Origin of the sequence: Trichocoleus sp. ST-U2, assembly GCF_039961875.1 — a bacterium.
Taxonomy (GTDB): Bacteria; Cyanobacteriota; Cyanobacteriia; order Cyanobacteriales; family FACHB-T130; genus FACHB-T130.
Window position 1 is genome coordinate 17,282 of record NZ_JAMPJY010000029.1, and the last position, 15,768, is coordinate 33,049.

Sequence of the window (15,768 nt, forward strand, 5' to 3'; positions counted from 1 at the left end):
TTGTGTCGATGAACTACGCGATCGATATTGATACACTAAGCATGTAGGGATGAGTTCACCCCATGCCAGAAGCCAAACCAAGAGCGATCGCAAACGAAGACGATCTCATCCAAATCTGCGATCGCTCACCAATTCTCACAAGTCTTCATGCGGGATGGAATGGCATTTTTCTGGGACATTTCCGCACACCCGCCTTTGAATCTCCTGAAGTTTGCAGTCTCTTTTGGCATGGTCTTCTCATTTTCCCAAAAACCGAGGCTCCAATTCAGGCACGGCGAACCCTAGACGGGAGAATTCATCACGAGCGAGTCGTTGAAGGGGATATTGTTATTACTCCTGCCCAGGTTGGTCATCGTTCTTGTTGGAATGCAGAACATGACTTTATTGTTATCGCTATTGCTTCGGATGTTTTCGCCCGTGCTGTTGACGAATCGGCTGAACCTTCTAACGTTGAACTCGTGCCCCACTTTGCCACATCTGATGGGCTAGTTCTGCAAATAGGACTTGCACTTCAGCAAGTGTTAGAAAACAATCCTCAAGGGAGCCGTCTCTACGCTGAGACGATGGCTAATGCTCTAGCGGTTCACCTGTTACAAAACTACTCAGCACGCCAACCTATTCTACGTGACTATAATGGCGGTCTTTCCAGACGCCAATTACGGCAAGTCATTGACTACATTAACGACCATCTCGACCGAGATTTAGGTTTAGCGGAACTGGCGAAAATCGTGCAGATGAGTCCCCATTATTTCACTCGCTTGTTTAAACAGTCAACGGGCTTGACTCCGCATCAATATGTGATTCGTCATCGAGTAGAACGCGCTAAAGAATTACTCCTCAACGGAGAACTCAGCATTGCCGAGGTAGCCTACAGCGTTGGTTTTGCCAACCAAAGCCATCTCAACCGTCACTTGAAACGTCTGCTAGGCGTGACTCCCAGACATATCCGACAAGGATAGCAAGAACGTACAAAAAATTGGACGAATCTACAAGACGCTCTGGAGTAGAAAGGTAATTCTAAGTAATGTAGAGTTACAAGCGAGTGGTCAATGGATACCGTCAAAATTCCTTCCGCTATTCTTGGCAGTAGCGCCACAGAAATTACTCAAAAAATTGCGGCTGGAGAACTTTCTGCCAGCGAAGTCGTTGAGGCGCACATTCAACGCATTGAAGAGGTTAATCCTCGCTTAAATGCTGTTATTATCCCTCTATTTGAGCAAGCGCGATCGCAAGCAAAAGCTGCTGATGAAGCTCGTTCTAGGGGAGAAACACTGGGACTATTACACGGAGTTCCCATCACTATCAAGGAGTCCTTTGATGTAGCGGGAACTGTCTCCAACATGGGAATCTCTGCTCTCAGTCAAACGGCAAAGCAGGATGCGCCACTGGTCAAAAGACTGCAACAGGCAGGAGCGATTATTTTAGGTAAAACCAATGTCCCCCAGTTGCTAGCATCGAACGAATCGGATAACCCCATCTACGGTCGCACCGTGAATCCCTGGAATCCGGAACGCTCTCCAGGGGGAAGCAGTGGTGGTGAGGCGGCGATTATCGCGGCTTTGGGTTCGTGTTTTGGCTTGGGGAGTGATATTGGCGGCAGCGTTCGGATGCCTGCTCATGCCTGTGGGATTTCCAGCCTGAAACCCACATCGAATAGGTTATCGATGGTCGGTCACATACCCCTGTTACCCGGTCAAGAAGCGATACTGGCACAACCCGGCCCAATGGCACGGACTGTCGCTGACTTGAACCTGGCGATGAAAGTTCTGGCGGTACCGGGACAGGAAGCGTTTGACCCCAGTATTCCACCCGTACCTTGGCGCGAACCGTCTGATGTCAAAGTGGAGAATTTGCGAATCGCTTTTTTCACTGACAATGGCATCATTACTCCTTCCCCTGCCGTGCGACGTGCGGTGAGAGAAGCTGCTGTTTCGCTTGAAAAACGTGGTGCGATCGTCGAAGAGTGGACACCTCCAGACTTGCTTAAAGCTTTACAGTTATACCTCCAACTCTATGGTGCAGATGGCTTAGTAACCTCGAAAAGGCAGTTAGGTAACAGCAAACGGCATCCACAAATTAATCAGACCATTCAAACAGCTTCTCTGCCAAAACCTTTACTCAGAGTTATTGCCGCAATTTCTGGATTGATGGGTCAGTCGCTCATCGCTAAGCTTTTCCCTTATATGGGCGAAGTATCCGTCAGCGAATATTGGCAAACGGTTGATGAACGTAACCGCTACCGTGCAGCTTTTATGGCAGCAATGGAAGCTAAACAATTGGATGCGATACTCTCTCCAGTTTGCGCTCTGCCAGCACTGACTCATGGCAGTAGTAATTATTTACTCCAAGATGCGACTTATACTATCCCGTACAATTTACTGGGTATGCCCGCAGGCGTGGTATCCGTCACGCGGGTGCGTCCGGGTGAAGAAAGCGATCGCTTACTTAGTACACAGTTAAGTGAGCAAACAGCTTCCAAAGTAGAACAAGGGAGTGTTGGGTTACCTGTGGGTGTACAAGTTGCAGCGCGTCACTGGCGTGAAGATATTGTTTTAGCGGTGATGGCGGCAATAGAAGAACATTTCCAGTCGCAACCTGACTATCCGATTCATCCACCTATTTAGGTTAGGCTGACATCTCCCTTGACCCCTATTTTCAAGAGAGATCGCAGTTATCGCTCTTGTGTCACTCCAGGAAAATAAAAATAGTAGCCAATGGATGAAAGCCCTACTTAATGGACAATCTAGCGATCGCTTGCCTGATAGAAACTCATGTCATAGGCTCAAATGCTAAAACTAGCTTGCTGTAATGGTTTCAGCTTTCGCTCCGGTGAGAGTGATAAAAGAGCGATATATCCTCGATCCTTAGATGAATATTAGAAAAAATACTAGCCTGTTGGCTGCGATACTAAGTTGTTGGAGCAAAGAAATCACTAGAGTCAGACAAGTCAATTTCAAGAAGCCTTGAGTGTTGTCAACAGACATTGATTATCTACCGAGAGATTAAAGACCGTTAAAGTGAAGGGTCAGCATTGGGTAATTGGCGAAATGTTTACGCTTCCCTGGGCAACTCGGCCAAGGCGATTGAGTACCATCAGCAGTCGTTGACCATCGCCCGTAAAGTTCATGACTGCCAAAAATGGAGACCCAAACATGATTAAACTCCCTGGAATTAAAGTTTTAGCCCAAATTTACGAAAGTGCCAATTCCCTGGTCTACCGAGGAATTAGAGAACAAGATAACCAACCGCTGATCCTGAAAGTCCTCAAAGAAGACTATCCTACCCCTGCCGAACTTGTCCGTTACCAGCAGGAATATGAAATTACTCGCAGCTTTGAACTAGGGGGAGTTGTGAAGGCTCACGAGCTACGAAGACATAACAACACACTGGTAATGCTATTAGAGGATTTCGGTGGGCAATCTTTAGAAAGATTACTAGAAAAAAGACAGTTTACCTTATTAGAATTTCTCCAAAACGCCATTCAGATCGCTGAAACTCTGGGAAGAATTCATCAGTCAAACATTATCCATAAAGATATTAACCTGTCCAATATTGTTTTAAACCCTCAAACCGGAGAATTAAAAATTATTGACTTTGGCTTGTCCACAGTCTTGTCCAGGGAAAACACTGCCTTAAAAAGCCCTAATGTTTTAGAAGGAACGTTAGCTTATATTTCTCCCGAACAAACAGGCAGGATGAATCGAGCAATCGATTACCGCACTGATTTTTACTCGCTCGGAGTTACCTTTTATAAAATATTGACAAACCAATTGCCTTTTGATGCTATCGATGCAATGGAGTTGGTTCATTGTCATATTGCTAAACAACCCATCCCACCCCATATAATTAATCCCGAAATTCCTCTGGTCGTTTCAGAACTCGTGATGAAACTCCTGGCGAAAACAGCCGAGGAACGATACCAAAATGCTCTAGGCATTAGAGATGATTTGGTGATATGTCTAAGGCAACTAGAAACAGATGGGAAAATTGAAGATTTTGTTTTAGGTGAACAGGATATTTCTAATAAATTTCAAATCCCGCAAAAGCTCTATGGTAGGTCAACTCAAATTGAAACGTTACTCGCAGCTTTTGAGCGAATCACTCATGGTACTAGCCAACTTATGCTCGTTGCTGGATATTCCGGGATTGGTAAATCAGTATTAGTTCAAGAAATCTATAAACCAATTACTGAACGACGCGGTTATTACATTTCTGGTAAATTTGACCAGTTCCAGCGAAATATTCCTTACAGTGCTATCGTCAGTGCATTTCGAGAATTAGTTCGACAACTGCTAACTGAAACGTCTGAACAACTGCACCTATGGCGTGACAAACTCGTATCAGCATTAGGAGTAAACGGACAAATTATTATTGATGTTATCCCCGAAATCGAACTGATTATTGGCAAGCAACCAGCCGTCCTAGAGCTAGCAGCAAGTGAATCCCAAAATCGGTTTAACTTAGTCTTTCAAAACTTCATTCACGTCTTTTGTCAACAACAGCATCCCTTAGTTATCTTTCTAGATGACTTACAGTGGGCAGATATCGCTACTCTGAAATTAATGCAGCTAATGATGACCGATGTAGATACTTCGTATCTACTGCTGATTGGGGCATATCGGGATAATGAAGTTAGTGCAGCCCATCCCTTAAAAATAACCTTATCAGACATTCAAAAATCTGGAGCAACTGTAAATTCTATCTTGCTCTCGCCGTTAGATTTAACTTGTATCAATCAATTAATTGCTGATACGCTTAAGTGCGACGCTGAAAGGGCAAAGCCATTAGCCGAATTAGTGCTTGCCAAAACTCAGGGTAATCCGTTTTTCCTAAAAGAGTTTCTCCAGTCGCTTTATACAGAAAACCTATTAGATTTCGATTTTATCAGTAGCAGTTGGCAGTGGAATTTAGATCAAATTCAAGCACGAGGTATTACTGATAATGTCGTTGAGTTGATGACTCAAAAAATTCAAAAACTACCAGAACTGACGCAAGAAGTATTAAAAACGGCTGCTTGTATCGGTAACCAGTTTGATTTAAAAACTGTCTCAAGTGTAGGTGAAAAGCCGCAAAAAGAAACGGCTTCCGAGCTCTGGTCAGCCGTGCGAGAAGGTCTAATTGTTCCAGTGGGAGATGATTACAAATTTCTGCAAACAGACCGAAATGGGGATGAATTCAAGGTAGCTTACAGGTTTGTCCACGATCGCATCCAACAAGCCGCCTATTCTCTCATTCCCTCACACCGCAAGCAAGCCTACCATCTGCAAATCGGTCAACTGCTGCTGAATAGTACCCCACCCCGGCAGCAAGAGGAAAAAATCTTTGATATTGTCAATCAATTGAATTTCGGCAGCAACCTGCTCGAAAACCAGCAGAAACGAGATGAATTGGCAAAGTTAAACCTAATAGCTGGCAAGAAAGCAAAAGCCTCAGCCGCTTATCAACCCGCCCTTACCTACCTAACAGTCGGCTTAGATTTGTTGAACCCTTCTGAGTCCTCCCTTAGCAAGGGGAGCCAGTGCGTTGCGGGGGTCTCCCCCGTTGTAGCAACTGGCGTGGGAAGTGAAGGGGGGTCAAGTTGGCAGACGCAGTACGATACTACACTTGCTCTGTATGTAGAAGCCGCAGAAGCTGCCTATTTGTGCGGTCAATTCGATGAAATGGAGAGATTAGTTCCAGTCGTGCTGCAACAGGGCAAAGCACTACTGGATAAGGTGAAAGTTTATGAAGTTAAAATCTCTGCTTATCTAACGCAGAACAAGCCATTACAAGCAGTCGATACTGGACTAACAGTTCTGAAGCTGTTAGGAGTAAGTTTGCCTAACAAGCCCAGTAACTTAGATATCTTACTCGGTTTGATAGGGACAAAGTTAGCCTTGCTGGGGAAACGAATTGAGGACTTAATCGAATTACCGGAAATGACTGCTCCTGATAAGTTGGCAGCAATTCGTATTCTAGCGATTGTAAGTTCTGCTTCCTATATAGCGGCTCCTAATTTACTACCGCTGGTTATTTTTAAAGGTATCAATATATCGGTCAAATACGGTAATGCTTCCTTCTCAGCAGTGATGTATGCAGCTTATGGGTTGATTCTTTGCGGAGTATTAGGAGACATTGAATCCGGCTATAAATTTGGCAATCTAGCTTTAAGTCTATTAGAGCGGCTCAATGCTAGGAAAGTAAAAGCGAAAACAGTCGCTATTGTTAATTACTTTATCAGGCATTGGAAGGAGCATGGAAGGCAGACATTACAGCCTTTACTGCTCGCCTACTCGAGCGGACTAGAAACAGGAGATTTAGAATATGGGACATATTCCATATTGTGGAACTCCTACAATTCCTATTGCATGGGGCAAGAGTTAGCTGTTGTTGAGCGGGAGGCAGCCAAATACAGTGACACTATCCAAAAATTAAAGCAAGAGCGAAACTTTCATTACATTAATCTAAATCGGCAGATGGTTCTGAATCTGATGGGGCAATCGAAAAATCCCTGCCGTTTAATTGGTGATGTTTATGACGAATCGAAAAGACTGCCCCTTGATCTTGAGGCAAATGATCAAACCCTACTTTTTCATACATATCTTGAAAAACTGACACTCTGTTACCTATTTGGAGAGTATGAGGAAGCGTTAGACAATGCGGCACTAGCGGAAAAATATATAGATAGTGCAGCCGGGATGTTGACGACTACGTTATTTTACTTTTACGATTCGCTTGCAAGAGTGGCCGTGTCTTCTTCTCCCTCAAAATTTCAGCAAAAACGCCTTTCTCGAAAGGTACAATCTAACCAGAAAAAACTTAAAAAATGGGCGCATCATGCCCCAATGAATCATTTACATAAATTTTATCTTGTAGAAGCAGAACGGCACCGAGTTCAAGGGTCAGAAGTTGTGGCAATGGACTATTACAAAAAAGCTATTGCTCTTGCTAAAGAACATGAATACATCAATGAAGAAGCACTAGCGCACGAACTCGCCGCTAAGTTTTATCTCGCTTTAGATCAAGATAAAATCGCGCAAGTCTATATGCAAGATGCCCGTTATTGCTATCTCCGCTGGGGTGCAACAGCTAAAGTTAACGATTTAGATACGCGCTATCCTCACTTATTACAAAGAAAGCCCTCGAACAGGGGAACACTTAGCACTAAGCTATCTACGCCGCCTACCACAACAGGAAGTAGCACTTCCTCTGAACTGGATTTGATCGCAATCATGAAAGCTTCGCAAACTCTATCTGAAGAAATTCTGCTAGATAAATTACTGGCAAAATTGATGCGGATTATTATTGAGAATGCCGGAGCGCAAACGGGCTTTTTGATTCTGGAAAAGAAGGGAAAATTGCTAATTGAAGCTGAAGGAGCTGCGGATAAACATGGCGTGACTGTGTTGCAGTCCATCCCCGTCCAGTCTATATGGGAACCTGAGGATAAAGTTCTAATGTCTCACACAATTGTTAACTATGTGGCTCGCACGCAGGAAAGTGTAGTCTTAAATGATGCTGCTAATGACCCTAAATTTGCTCATTCTCCCTATATCAAAGTACATAAGCCTAAATCAATCTTGTGCTTCCCTCTCCAACATCAAGGTAAACTCGCAGGAATTATCTATTTAGAAAATAATCTAACCACAGAGGCTTTTACTCCCGATCGCGTAGAACTCTTAAATCTACTTTCCTCCCAGGCAGCTATTTCTATTGACAATGCCCGTCTCTACAACAATCTCACCGAACTCAATCACGCTTTTGAGCGCTTCGTCCCCCGCCAGTTCCTCCAAATTTTGGATAAAGAGAGCATTATTGATGTTAAATTAGGCGACCAAGTTCAACAGGAGATGTCGGTACTATTTTCCGATATTCGCGAATTCACAACTTTATCGGAAAGTATGAACCCTCAAGACAATTTCACATTTATTAATTCCTATTTGTCTCACATGGAGCCAGCCATTATTGAAAACCAAGGATTTATTGATAAATATATTGGCGATGCAATTATGGCTCTATTTAGTGGCGAGGCAGATAATGCAGTGAAAGCAGGAATTGATATGCTGCGTCGTCTTACCGAATATAATCAACATCGCACCGCTTCTGGACACGTGCCGATTAAGATTGGCATTGGCATCAATACAGGTTCTTTAATACTCGGTACGGTTGGGGGAAAAAACCGGATGGATAGCACGGTGATCAGCGATGCAGTGAATTTAGCCTCGCGGATAGAAAGCTTGACTAAAAAATATGGGATTTCGCTGTTAATTAGTCACAAAACTTTCCAGTCTTTGCCAGATTCTAACCAGTATGCTATCCGTCTTATCGATCGCGTAAAAGTTAAGGGAAAATCAAAAGCGGTATCGATTTTTGAAGTTTTCGATGCCGATCCGCCTGAGACTTATGAGGGCAAGGTAGCCACGAGAACGCTATTTGAAGAAGCTTTGATACTCTACCATTGGCAAAAGCTTAGAGATGCTGAACAATTATTTGCTGAGTGCCTGCGCCGCAATCCTACAGATAAAGCAGCTCAAATTTATCAACAGCGCTGCACTCAACCCGATTAGGACTAGGCAAAAATAGAAGGTTGGTGCAACCTAGGGCAACTCTGAGTTGGAATTATTGATATGTATAGGTTTCAGCCTTTGTCTCTTTACTGATGAATGATACCCGTTTTCACCGCTTGTTATCGCTCTATTGTCACTCTCGCCTGAGCGAAAGCTGAAACCCTTACACCAAGCTAGGTTTAGCATTTGAGCCTATGACATGAGTTTCTATCAGGCAAGCGATCGCTAGATTGTCCATTGAGTAAGGCTTTCATCCATTGGCTACTATTTTTATTTTCCTGGAGTGACACAAGAGCGATATATTAGAGCGATCGCTCTGTTCGGCTTTTGTTATGGAGGATTGACGCTGAATCTTGCGATCGCAGTGGGCATTATTCACACCCTAGAAGAAATTGCGATGACGTTAATCCTTCCTCAGTGGACTTATGATGTATTGAGTATCATTCATGCACTCTCGACTGCACCAATGTTACTGAAGAGAAAGCGATGCTGTGAAAGCCGCCGCTAGTTGATAGCACCTTGTACTATAGTATCCGTGCTAAAAACATCCAGCCCATGATACTAGAGGTTGCCATCCTTGATGTTAAGCCCAGTATGGTTAATGAGTTTGAAACTGCTTTTAAAACAGCTTCAACCATCATTGCCTCCATGCCAGGGTACATCTCTCATGAACTCCAACGTTGCTTAGAAACCACGAACCGCTATATTCTACTTGTGCGCTGGCATTCGTTAGAAGATCACACCATTGGGTTTCGACAATCGCCAGAGTACCAACAGTGGCGTTCCTTGTTGCATCACTTCTATGACCCGTTCCCAACAGTGGAACACTATGAGGTCGTTGCTTTTCGCTAGCCATCTACCCGACGAATTGGAATTTGGATTTCACTGCGCTTGGCAGGTTCGGGGACATAGGGAGCATCGTAGAAGAAGCGGCGAGGTGAGCCAACAACGGTGTACTCCGGGTGCTGCGCTAACCACTCCCGTAATCGCTCTATGTTCTTTTGGTAGCTTACGTAATCGTAACTGCCTTTTAGCCCAAGGCTGACGACTGTCATGGGTGCAATATCTTCTACCTGAATGTTTTGTGCAATCTCAGAAGGGTAGATGTCAGTGCTGCGGTAGAGGAATGAAACAAGTGCTTCACCCCGTTCATTGGATGCGCCCATCTCACTGGCTTCTAGGGTGTTAACTGGATAACGGGTTTCTACCGGAGCCGTCATGGAGATATTGTTAGAGCTGATGTGGCGATAGAGAGGGTCAAAAGCTCTATTAGCTGCCATTGAGAGTTCTCCTGAATAGCGAACTGTGGCAGAACGGTATGCGGGATATTGTTTGACTTCAATTTGCCCTTCTGGTGTTGGAGGTGGAAATCCTTCTGGCAAGGGAGCGGCGGTAGCACTGTAGGCGAAAAATGCGATCGCAACTACTACCAGGATTCCTACGGGGAATAATATGTTCTCTAGCTTCACAGGGAACCTCAGAAATTCATCCTATTCTCAGTCTGGCAGTTTTTCATGCGAGCAGGGTTTCACCTTCCTTGCACAGCGCAATCATGCGATCGCAATTTCCCCCCGACACAGTACCTATCTTACCTTTACCCATCAGCTCCGAACCTAAGGAATAGCGTGTCTATAACACGATCATCCAAATCAATTAGCTTCAGCCATGCTAGCGTCAAGCATTTGCCACGTCATCTCCTGACCTGCCCGTAAGGGCACAAGTCCGAATTCAGTAAATGGCACTTCATCGGGAACGCGCCAGGTCGTTCTGGTCAAGGTAATCTGTTCGGTATTGCGCGGGAGTTGATAAAAATCTGGCCCATAGAAACTGGCGAAAGCTTCAAGTTTATCGAGTGCATCAACGCTCTCAAAAGCTTCTGTGTATAACTCCATCGCGTGCAGAGCCGAGTAGCAACCCGCACAGCCACAGGAACTTTCTTTACCATTGCGGGGATGGGGGGCGCTATCGGTGCCAAGAAAAAACTTAGGATTGCCAGAGGTTGCCGCTTGCAGAAGGGCTAGGCGATGCTCCTCACGTTTCAAAATTGGCAGGCAATAAAAATGGGGGCGAATGCCACCTTGAAATAGGATATTGCGGTTAAATAACAAATGTTGTGGGGTGATCGTTGCAGCGATGTTGTTCGCAGACAGGACATACTGCACAGCATCTGAGGTGGTAACGTGCTCAAGCACCACGCGCAGGTTAGGAAATCGCTGCTTGAGGGGGATCAAATGTCGCTCGATAAATACCTTCTCGCGATCGAACATATCGACACTTTGATCCGTCACTTCCCCGTGCAGTAGTAAAGGCATGTCTACCTGCTGCATTGCTTCAAAGACGCGATCGCACTGACGAATGTCCGTCACCCCGAAGTCTGAATTGGTCGTTGCCCCGGCTGGGTAGTACTTTACCGCTTTGACAAACTGGGATTCTTTAGCCCGGATAATTTCTTCGGGGCTGGTGTTGTCGGTGAGGTAGAGCGTCATCAGTGGCTCGAACCGTTGGTCAGCCGGAATCGCTGCGAGGATGCGATCGCGATAAGCCGCAGCATCAGCGAGCGTGCGTACTGGGGGCTTCAAGTTCGGCATGATGATAGCGCGGGCAAACTGACGCACCGTATGGGGCAGAACCGCTTTCAGCGCTGCACCGTCACGTAGATGCAGATGCCAGTCGTCAGGTCGGGTAATCGTAAGCTTTTGCATCACTCAATTATAAAACCGCGAGTGATTTAGCAAGGAAGACCAAGCTAACAACGCCCAGGCACACTACCTACCAACAGATAATCGGTTTGATGCAGAGGTTACTTGCGGCAGGTGATGGTCACTGCTAGCCTACTTTTATACCCCACGCTAGAGCAGTAAGCCTTTACCTTCCTTTCGTAGCTATGAGCAACGACGCGATCGCACTTTATGAACCAATCAACCTTCTGAAGCAGGTTGACGAAGATATTTGGATCGTAGATGGTTCCATCGTGCAGATGGCAATGTATGGAGCAAAGGTGCCCTTCCCAACCCGAATGACGATTGTGCGACTGAGCACTGGTGACCTATGGTGCCATTCACCAACAGAATTGACTCCAGAACTGAAAGCTCAAATTGACTCCCTCGGTTCACTGCGCCACCTCATTTCGCCCAACAAAATCCATTACGCCTATATCAGTGCTTGGGCTAGCGCCTATCCAGAAGCTGTAGCATGGGCATCTCCAGGTGTTCGCGATCGTGCCGCGCAGCAGAAAATTGCAGTAGATTTTGATGCTGACTTGGAAGATGAAGCACCACGTGAGTGGGTAGCAGACCTAGACCAATTAATCTTTCGTGGCGGTCGATTTATGGAAGAAGTCGTCTTTTTCCACCGCAAGAGTGCCACTCTCATCCTTGCCGATCTCATCGAAAACTTTGAACTAAATAAAGTAAGTCAGCAGTTGCATTGGCTACTTAAATTAGGGGGTGTTGCCGATCCGGATGGAAAACTCCCATTGGATTTGCGAATGACATTTCTCGGGAAAAAGGAACAGGCACGTAGCTGCTTACAGCGAATACTTCAGTGGAACCCTGAAAAAGTTATCCTATCCCACGGTCGTTGGTATGAGAATAACGGTACTGCTGAGTTACGGCGTGCTTTTCGCTGGCTTGAATAACGTTTAGACGACAGCAAGCTAACACTTTAATGAAGCGGATAGTGTAAAGGATCTCATGCTTAGTTTCACTTGTATCTACCGTCGCTCACTTTTGCCGTTAGCCAGCAAGCATTTAGGGCGTTATTGGACTAAATTGTATAACTGAACGTATTGTGAAGGGCTAAGTTAAGCATTTCTAAAAGCATTTAATATCGTTTGCATTACTTTTTCTGAGCCTCTTGCTTAAAGCTTATTGTCCTTCAATTTATTGGGTTGCCTAAAACGATTTTTACCAGCAATACGCAGGAGCCGCAAGAATTTTGGACATTCAAAATGGTTGGGCGCAGTGCAAGCTGCCGCGTGGCGGAGACCATCGCGCATCGCAGTCAGTTCTTTAATCTTTTTATCCAACTCATCTGCCTTCGCTAAGAGCAGCGTTCTATTGATTTCAGGGACTTCAGGCGTAAACATTTCACGAATCTCATCGAGTGAGAAACCGGCGCTACGCCCCAAGGAAATCAAAGCGAGCCGTTCTATGACACTGGCATCAAAGAGCCTCCGTAAGCCATTTCTGCCGTTCGACTGGATCAGTCCTTTTTCCTCATAAAATCGTAGCGTTGAGGTCGGTAATCCAGAAGCCTTTGAGACCTCAGTGATATCCATGATTTTCTTGGTGCAACGACTGCTTGACTTCAAGTCAACTTGAAGTTGTATCGTATATTCAAACACAAATAAGCACAAGGCTGACGCGATCGGTTTGTGGCAGATGATGGATACCTTGAGCAATGGAGGCGTTGATATGGAAGCAAGTTTTTGGCAGCAAAAATGGGAAGCGGGAGATATTGGTTTTCACCAAAGTGAGGAAAACCCATTCCTTGTCGAACATTTTGAAAAATTAAATGTGGCGAAGGGCGGTTGTGTATTTCTACCGTTGTGTGGCAAGACGCGCGATCTTGCATGGTTGCTTAATTGTGGTCATCGAGTGGTTGGTGCAGAGTTAAGCGAACTCGCAATTAACGAATTGTTTAACGACCTGGGAGTCAAGCCAAAAATCTCCAGAGTTGGTAAATTAACCCACTACTCCGCCAAGGATATCGACATCTTTGTTGGCGATATTTTTGATGTGTCTGCTGAAGTTCTTGGGCCGGTTGACGCGGTATATGACCGCGCAGCGTTGGTTGCAATGCCTGAAAATAGGCGTCATCAATATACGTCACACTTGATGGAAATCACCCACGCGGCACCGCAGTTGCTGATTTCTTACGAATACAATCAACAACTCATGGATGGCCCTCCATTCTCAGTCGGTGAAGCAGAAGTAAAACACCATTATGCGTCTGCTTATCAATTGAAGTCTGTTGAAAGCAGGGAAATCACTGGTGGATTAAAGGGAAAAGTTGCAGCAATTGAGAGGATTTGGTTGCTCAAAAGATTCTAAAAAGTTAGGTTGATATGCTGAGTATTGAATGGATGTTGTTGTACATCTTGTTGGGTTTCTTTGTCGGTTTTATGGCAGGCTTACTGGGGGTTGGTGGCGGTGGAATACTCGTTCCCCTGCTAGTATCCATTTTTAGTAACCAGGGTATCAGTGCAGATAACGTCGTTCATTTGGCGTTAGGAACAACATTGGCTTGCACGATCATTTCTTCAATCGCAAGTATTCGCGCCCATGCTGCTCAAGGAACTGTATTGTGGAAGGTGGTTTACGGGATGGCACCCGGCATTATGGTAGGTGCCTTTCTGATTACCCGCATCGCCGCCAAGGTCAACTCAGCTTACATCGCTATATTCTTTGCGCTGTTTATGGCTCTGGTCGCGGGTCAGATGTTTCTAAATTGGCAACCAAAAGCTAGCCGAAAGCCAGCTAAGTTACGTGGCTTATTGCTAGCGGGGACAGGCATTGGATCGGTATCTGCTCTTGCTGCGGTTGGTGGTGGTTTTTTAGCAGTCACTTACCTCAGCTATCAGAATATAGAGATGAAAAAGGCGATTGGTACTTCATCTGCAATTGGATTTCCCGTTGCGATCGCAGGTACTGTTGGGTACATAATGACTGGCTGGTCTCAAACATTGAGCGTTCCCTATACGATTGGATTCATTTATGTGCCAGCATTTTTGGTAATCGCGATCGCAAGTTCGATTGCAGCTCCCTATGGTGCTCGCTACTCTCATCGTTTACCTGAGACTCATTTGAAGAAGATATTCGCCGTTCTCTCGCTCATTCTGAGTATCAAGATGCTTTTCTCAGTTGTTTAGTGTTGACTTAAGAGTGTTCCTCAGAAGTGTGTAGTTAGGTATTTACAGCAAAGCACAGAACCAGCCCATGACCCACCGACCGGATTTAGACAATTTATTGAGAATGAAAGGCAGCTAGCGGTGGGTAAATGGAAACTTAGGAACAGAAATCGATGGGCAGATGCTGTGACGGTCAGTAGGATTAGGATGGAGACAGGTTGACCTGTTCACCGCTCCCTCTAGCTTCAGACGCTGATGCATACCTACACGCTGTCGGGCACTGATTTGAGAGTTTCGCGAGTTGCCTATGGCTGCATGAATATTGGCGGCACTTGGGATGATACACCGCTTTCTACAGATGTGAGGGAAAGTGCATCTCGGGTCATTAAGGCAGCTCTGGAAACAGACATTACCCTGTTTGACCATGCAGATATTTACACGCGGGGCAAGTCAGAGCAGGTGTTTGGTGATGTGCTCAAAGCCTCGCCAGGTTTGCGTGAGCAAATTGTGCTTCAGTCGAAGTGCGGTATTCGTTTCGCGGGAGATCCTCAGCCTAGCGACCCCCAGCGCTACGATTTTAGCTATGAGCACATCGTTGCGTCGGTGGAGGGCAGTTTGCAAAGACTGCAAACCGACTACCTCGATATTCTGCTGCTGCATCGTCCTGACCCGCTAGTAGAACCCGAGGAAGTCGCGCGAGCCTTTGATGCGTTGCAGACGGCGGGCAAGGTGCGCCACTTCGGGGTCAGTAATCATACAGCAGGGCAGATTGAGCTATTGCAAAAGAGCGTGGGGCAACCGCTGCTGATCAATCAGGTGGAGCTAAGCCTGTTGCACTCGTATTTGATTGACGAGGGCATTGTTGCAAACATGTCTGGCATCAGCTCGGCCTTGGCAACCGGAACGCTGGACTACTGCCGCAACCACAATATCTTAATACAGGCCTGGGCACCGCTGGCAGGTGGCAAGCTTTTCAAACCCAACGCAGAGGCAGATCCGGCGTTGAGCAAGATGGCTCCGCTGGTGGGTCAGTTGGCTGAAGCAAAGCAGACAAGTCGTGAAGCCATTGTTCTCGCTTGGCTGTTGCGCCATCCTGCGGGCATTCAACCGATTGTGGGGTCAACTAAACCAGAACGGATTGCAGCGTGCGCTTTAGCCGATGAAGTCGCTTTGACGCGGGAAGAGTGGTACTCGTTGTTTACAGCAGCTAGGGGTGGGCGGGTTCCTTAAACAGGGGTGGGGCCGATGCTCTCAGCGGGAATTGCGATCGCACGCTGAGCAGCGGAGCACTCCTCATGCTGCATGTCCGCCCTCTATTATGCAATGCCTATCTTCGCGACGACGGTGAGGCATAGGCGACCTTCTAATATT

12 protein-coding genes are annotated in these 15,768 nt (G+C 45.9%); 9 read left to right on the top strand and 3 right to left on the bottom strand.

Going from position 1 to position 15,768, the window contains the following annotated elements:
• Positions 1-62 precede the first annotated feature (62 nt).
• From NC996_RS18440 to NC996_RS18460, 5 genes are all read left to right on the top strand, one after another.
• Positions 63-959, top strand: coding sequence for an AraC family transcriptional regulator (locus NC996_RS18440; RefSeq protein WP_190683885.1), 897 nt, complete (start codon positions 63-65; stop codon positions 957-959).
• 90 nt (positions 960-1,049) lie between these two features.
• Positions 1,050-2,624 (top strand): amidase, encoded by a 1,575-nt coding sequence (locus NC996_RS18445; RefSeq protein WP_190683888.1) that lies wholly within the window; start codon positions 1,050-1,052, stop codon positions 2,622-2,624.
• Positions 2,625-3,152: 528 nt separating this feature from the next.
• Positions 3,153-8,546 carry an AAA family ATPase gene (locus NC996_RS18450; RefSeq protein WP_190683891.1) on the top strand — a complete coding sequence of 1,798 codons (5,394 nt, stop codon included), beginning with the start codon at positions 3,153-3,155 and terminating at the stop codon, positions 8,544-8,546.
• 283 nt (positions 8,547-8,829) lie between these two features.
• Complete coding sequence (locus tag NC996_RS18455; RefSeq protein WP_190412415.1) at positions 8,830-9,054, top strand: hypothetical protein; 225 nt, start codon at positions 8,830-8,832, stop codon at positions 9,052-9,054.
• Between the two features lie 47 nt (positions 9,055-9,101).
• The gene (locus NC996_RS18460; protein WP_190434234.1) at positions 9,102-9,398 is read left to right on the top strand and encodes an antibiotic biosynthesis monooxygenase; all 297 of its coding nucleotides are present in this window, start codon (positions 9,102-9,104) and stop codon (positions 9,396-9,398) included.
• On the opposite strand, the gene NC996_RS18465 is transcribed toward NC996_RS18460, so the two are convergent.
• Complete coding sequence (locus NC996_RS18465) at positions 9,395-10,015, bottom strand: heme-binding protein (protein ID WP_190683893.1); 621 nt, start codon at positions 10,013-10,015, stop codon at positions 9,395-9,397. The genes NC996_RS18460 and NC996_RS18465 overlap by 4 nt on opposite strands.
• A gap of 180 nt (positions 10,016-10,195) precedes the next feature.
• Positions 10,196-11,248: a dihydroorotase gene (pyrC, locus tag NC996_RS18470; RefSeq protein ID WP_190683896.1), complete on the bottom strand. Its 1,053-nt coding sequence runs from the start codon at positions 11,246-11,248 to the stop codon at positions 10,196-10,198.
• Positions 11,249-11,430: 182 nt separating this feature from the next.
• On the opposite strand from pyrC, the gene NC996_RS18475 reads away from it, so the two are divergent.
• Entirely contained in the window at positions 11,431-12,183 is a 753-nt protein-coding gene (locus tag NC996_RS18475) for a DUF4336 domain-containing protein (protein ID WP_190673192.1), read from the top strand.
• Between the two features lie 222 nt (positions 12,184-12,405).
• On the opposite strand, the gene NC996_RS18480 is transcribed toward NC996_RS18475, so the two are convergent.
• Complete coding sequence (locus tag NC996_RS18480) at positions 12,406-12,825, bottom strand: helix-turn-helix domain-containing protein (protein ID WP_190524816.1); 420 nt, start codon at positions 12,823-12,825, stop codon at positions 12,406-12,408.
• Between the two features lie 136 nt (positions 12,826-12,961).
• Here NC996_RS18480 and tmpT point away from each other — a divergent pair, with 136 nt between their 5' ends.
• The 3 genes from tmpT (at position 12,962) to NC996_RS18495 (ending at position 15,627) form a co-directional block, all read left to right on the top strand.
• A complete protein-coding gene (gene tmpT, locus NC996_RS18485; protein WP_190683899.1) occupies positions 12,962-13,600 on the top strand; it encodes a thiopurine S-methyltransferase in 639 nt (212 codons plus the stop codon).
• Positions 13,601-13,614: 14 nt separating this feature from the next.
• A complete protein-coding gene (locus NC996_RS18490; protein ID WP_190683902.1) occupies positions 13,615-14,418 on the top strand; it encodes a sulfite exporter TauE/SafE family protein in 804 nt (267 codons plus the stop codon).
• 234 nt (positions 14,419-14,652) lie between these two features.
• On the top strand, positions 14,653-15,627 hold the full coding sequence (locus NC996_RS18495) for an aldo/keto reductase (RefSeq protein WP_190683904.1): 975 nt from the start codon (positions 14,653-14,655) through the stop codon (positions 15,625-15,627).
• Positions 15,628-15,768: the final 141 nt, after the last annotated feature.

Bases quoted from the DNA above. Each gene is read 5' to 3' on its own strand.
- NC996_RS18440 (WP_190683885.1), top strand. From the start codon at position 63: ATGCCAGAAGCCAAACCAAGAGCGATCGCAAACGAAGACGATCTCATC.
- tmpT (WP_190683899.1), top strand. From the start codon at position 12,962: ATGGAAGCAAGTTTTTGGCAGCAAAAATGGGAAGCGGGAGATATTGGT.
- NC996_RS18450 (WP_190683891.1), top strand. From the start codon at position 3,153: ATGATTAAACTCCCTGGAATTAAAGTTTTAGCCCAAATTTACGAAAGT.
- NC996_RS18445 (WP_190683888.1), top strand. From the start codon at position 1,050: ATGGATACCGTCAAAATTCCTTCCGCTATTCTTGGCAGTAGCGCCACA.
- NC996_RS18495 (WP_190683904.1), top strand. From the start codon at position 14,653: ATGCATACCTACACGCTGTCGGGCACTGATTTGAGAGTTTCGCGAGTT.
- NC996_RS18475 (WP_190673192.1), top strand. From the start codon at position 11,431: ATGAGCAACGACGCGATCGCACTTTATGAACCAATCAACCTTCTGAAG.
- NC996_RS18490 (WP_190683902.1), top strand. From the start codon at position 13,615: ATGCTGAGTATTGAATGGATGTTGTTGTACATCTTGTTGGGTTTCTTT.
- pyrC (WP_190683896.1), bottom strand. From the start codon at position 11,248: ATGCAAAAGCTTACGATTACCCGACCTGACGACTGGCATCTGCATCTA.
- NC996_RS18480 (WP_190524816.1), bottom strand. From the start codon at position 12,825: ATGGATATCACTGAGGTCTCAAAGGCTTCTGGATTACCGACCTCAACG.
- NC996_RS18460 (WP_190434234.1), top strand. From the start codon at position 9,102: ATGATACTAGAGGTTGCCATCCTTGATGTTAAGCCCAGTATGGTTAAT.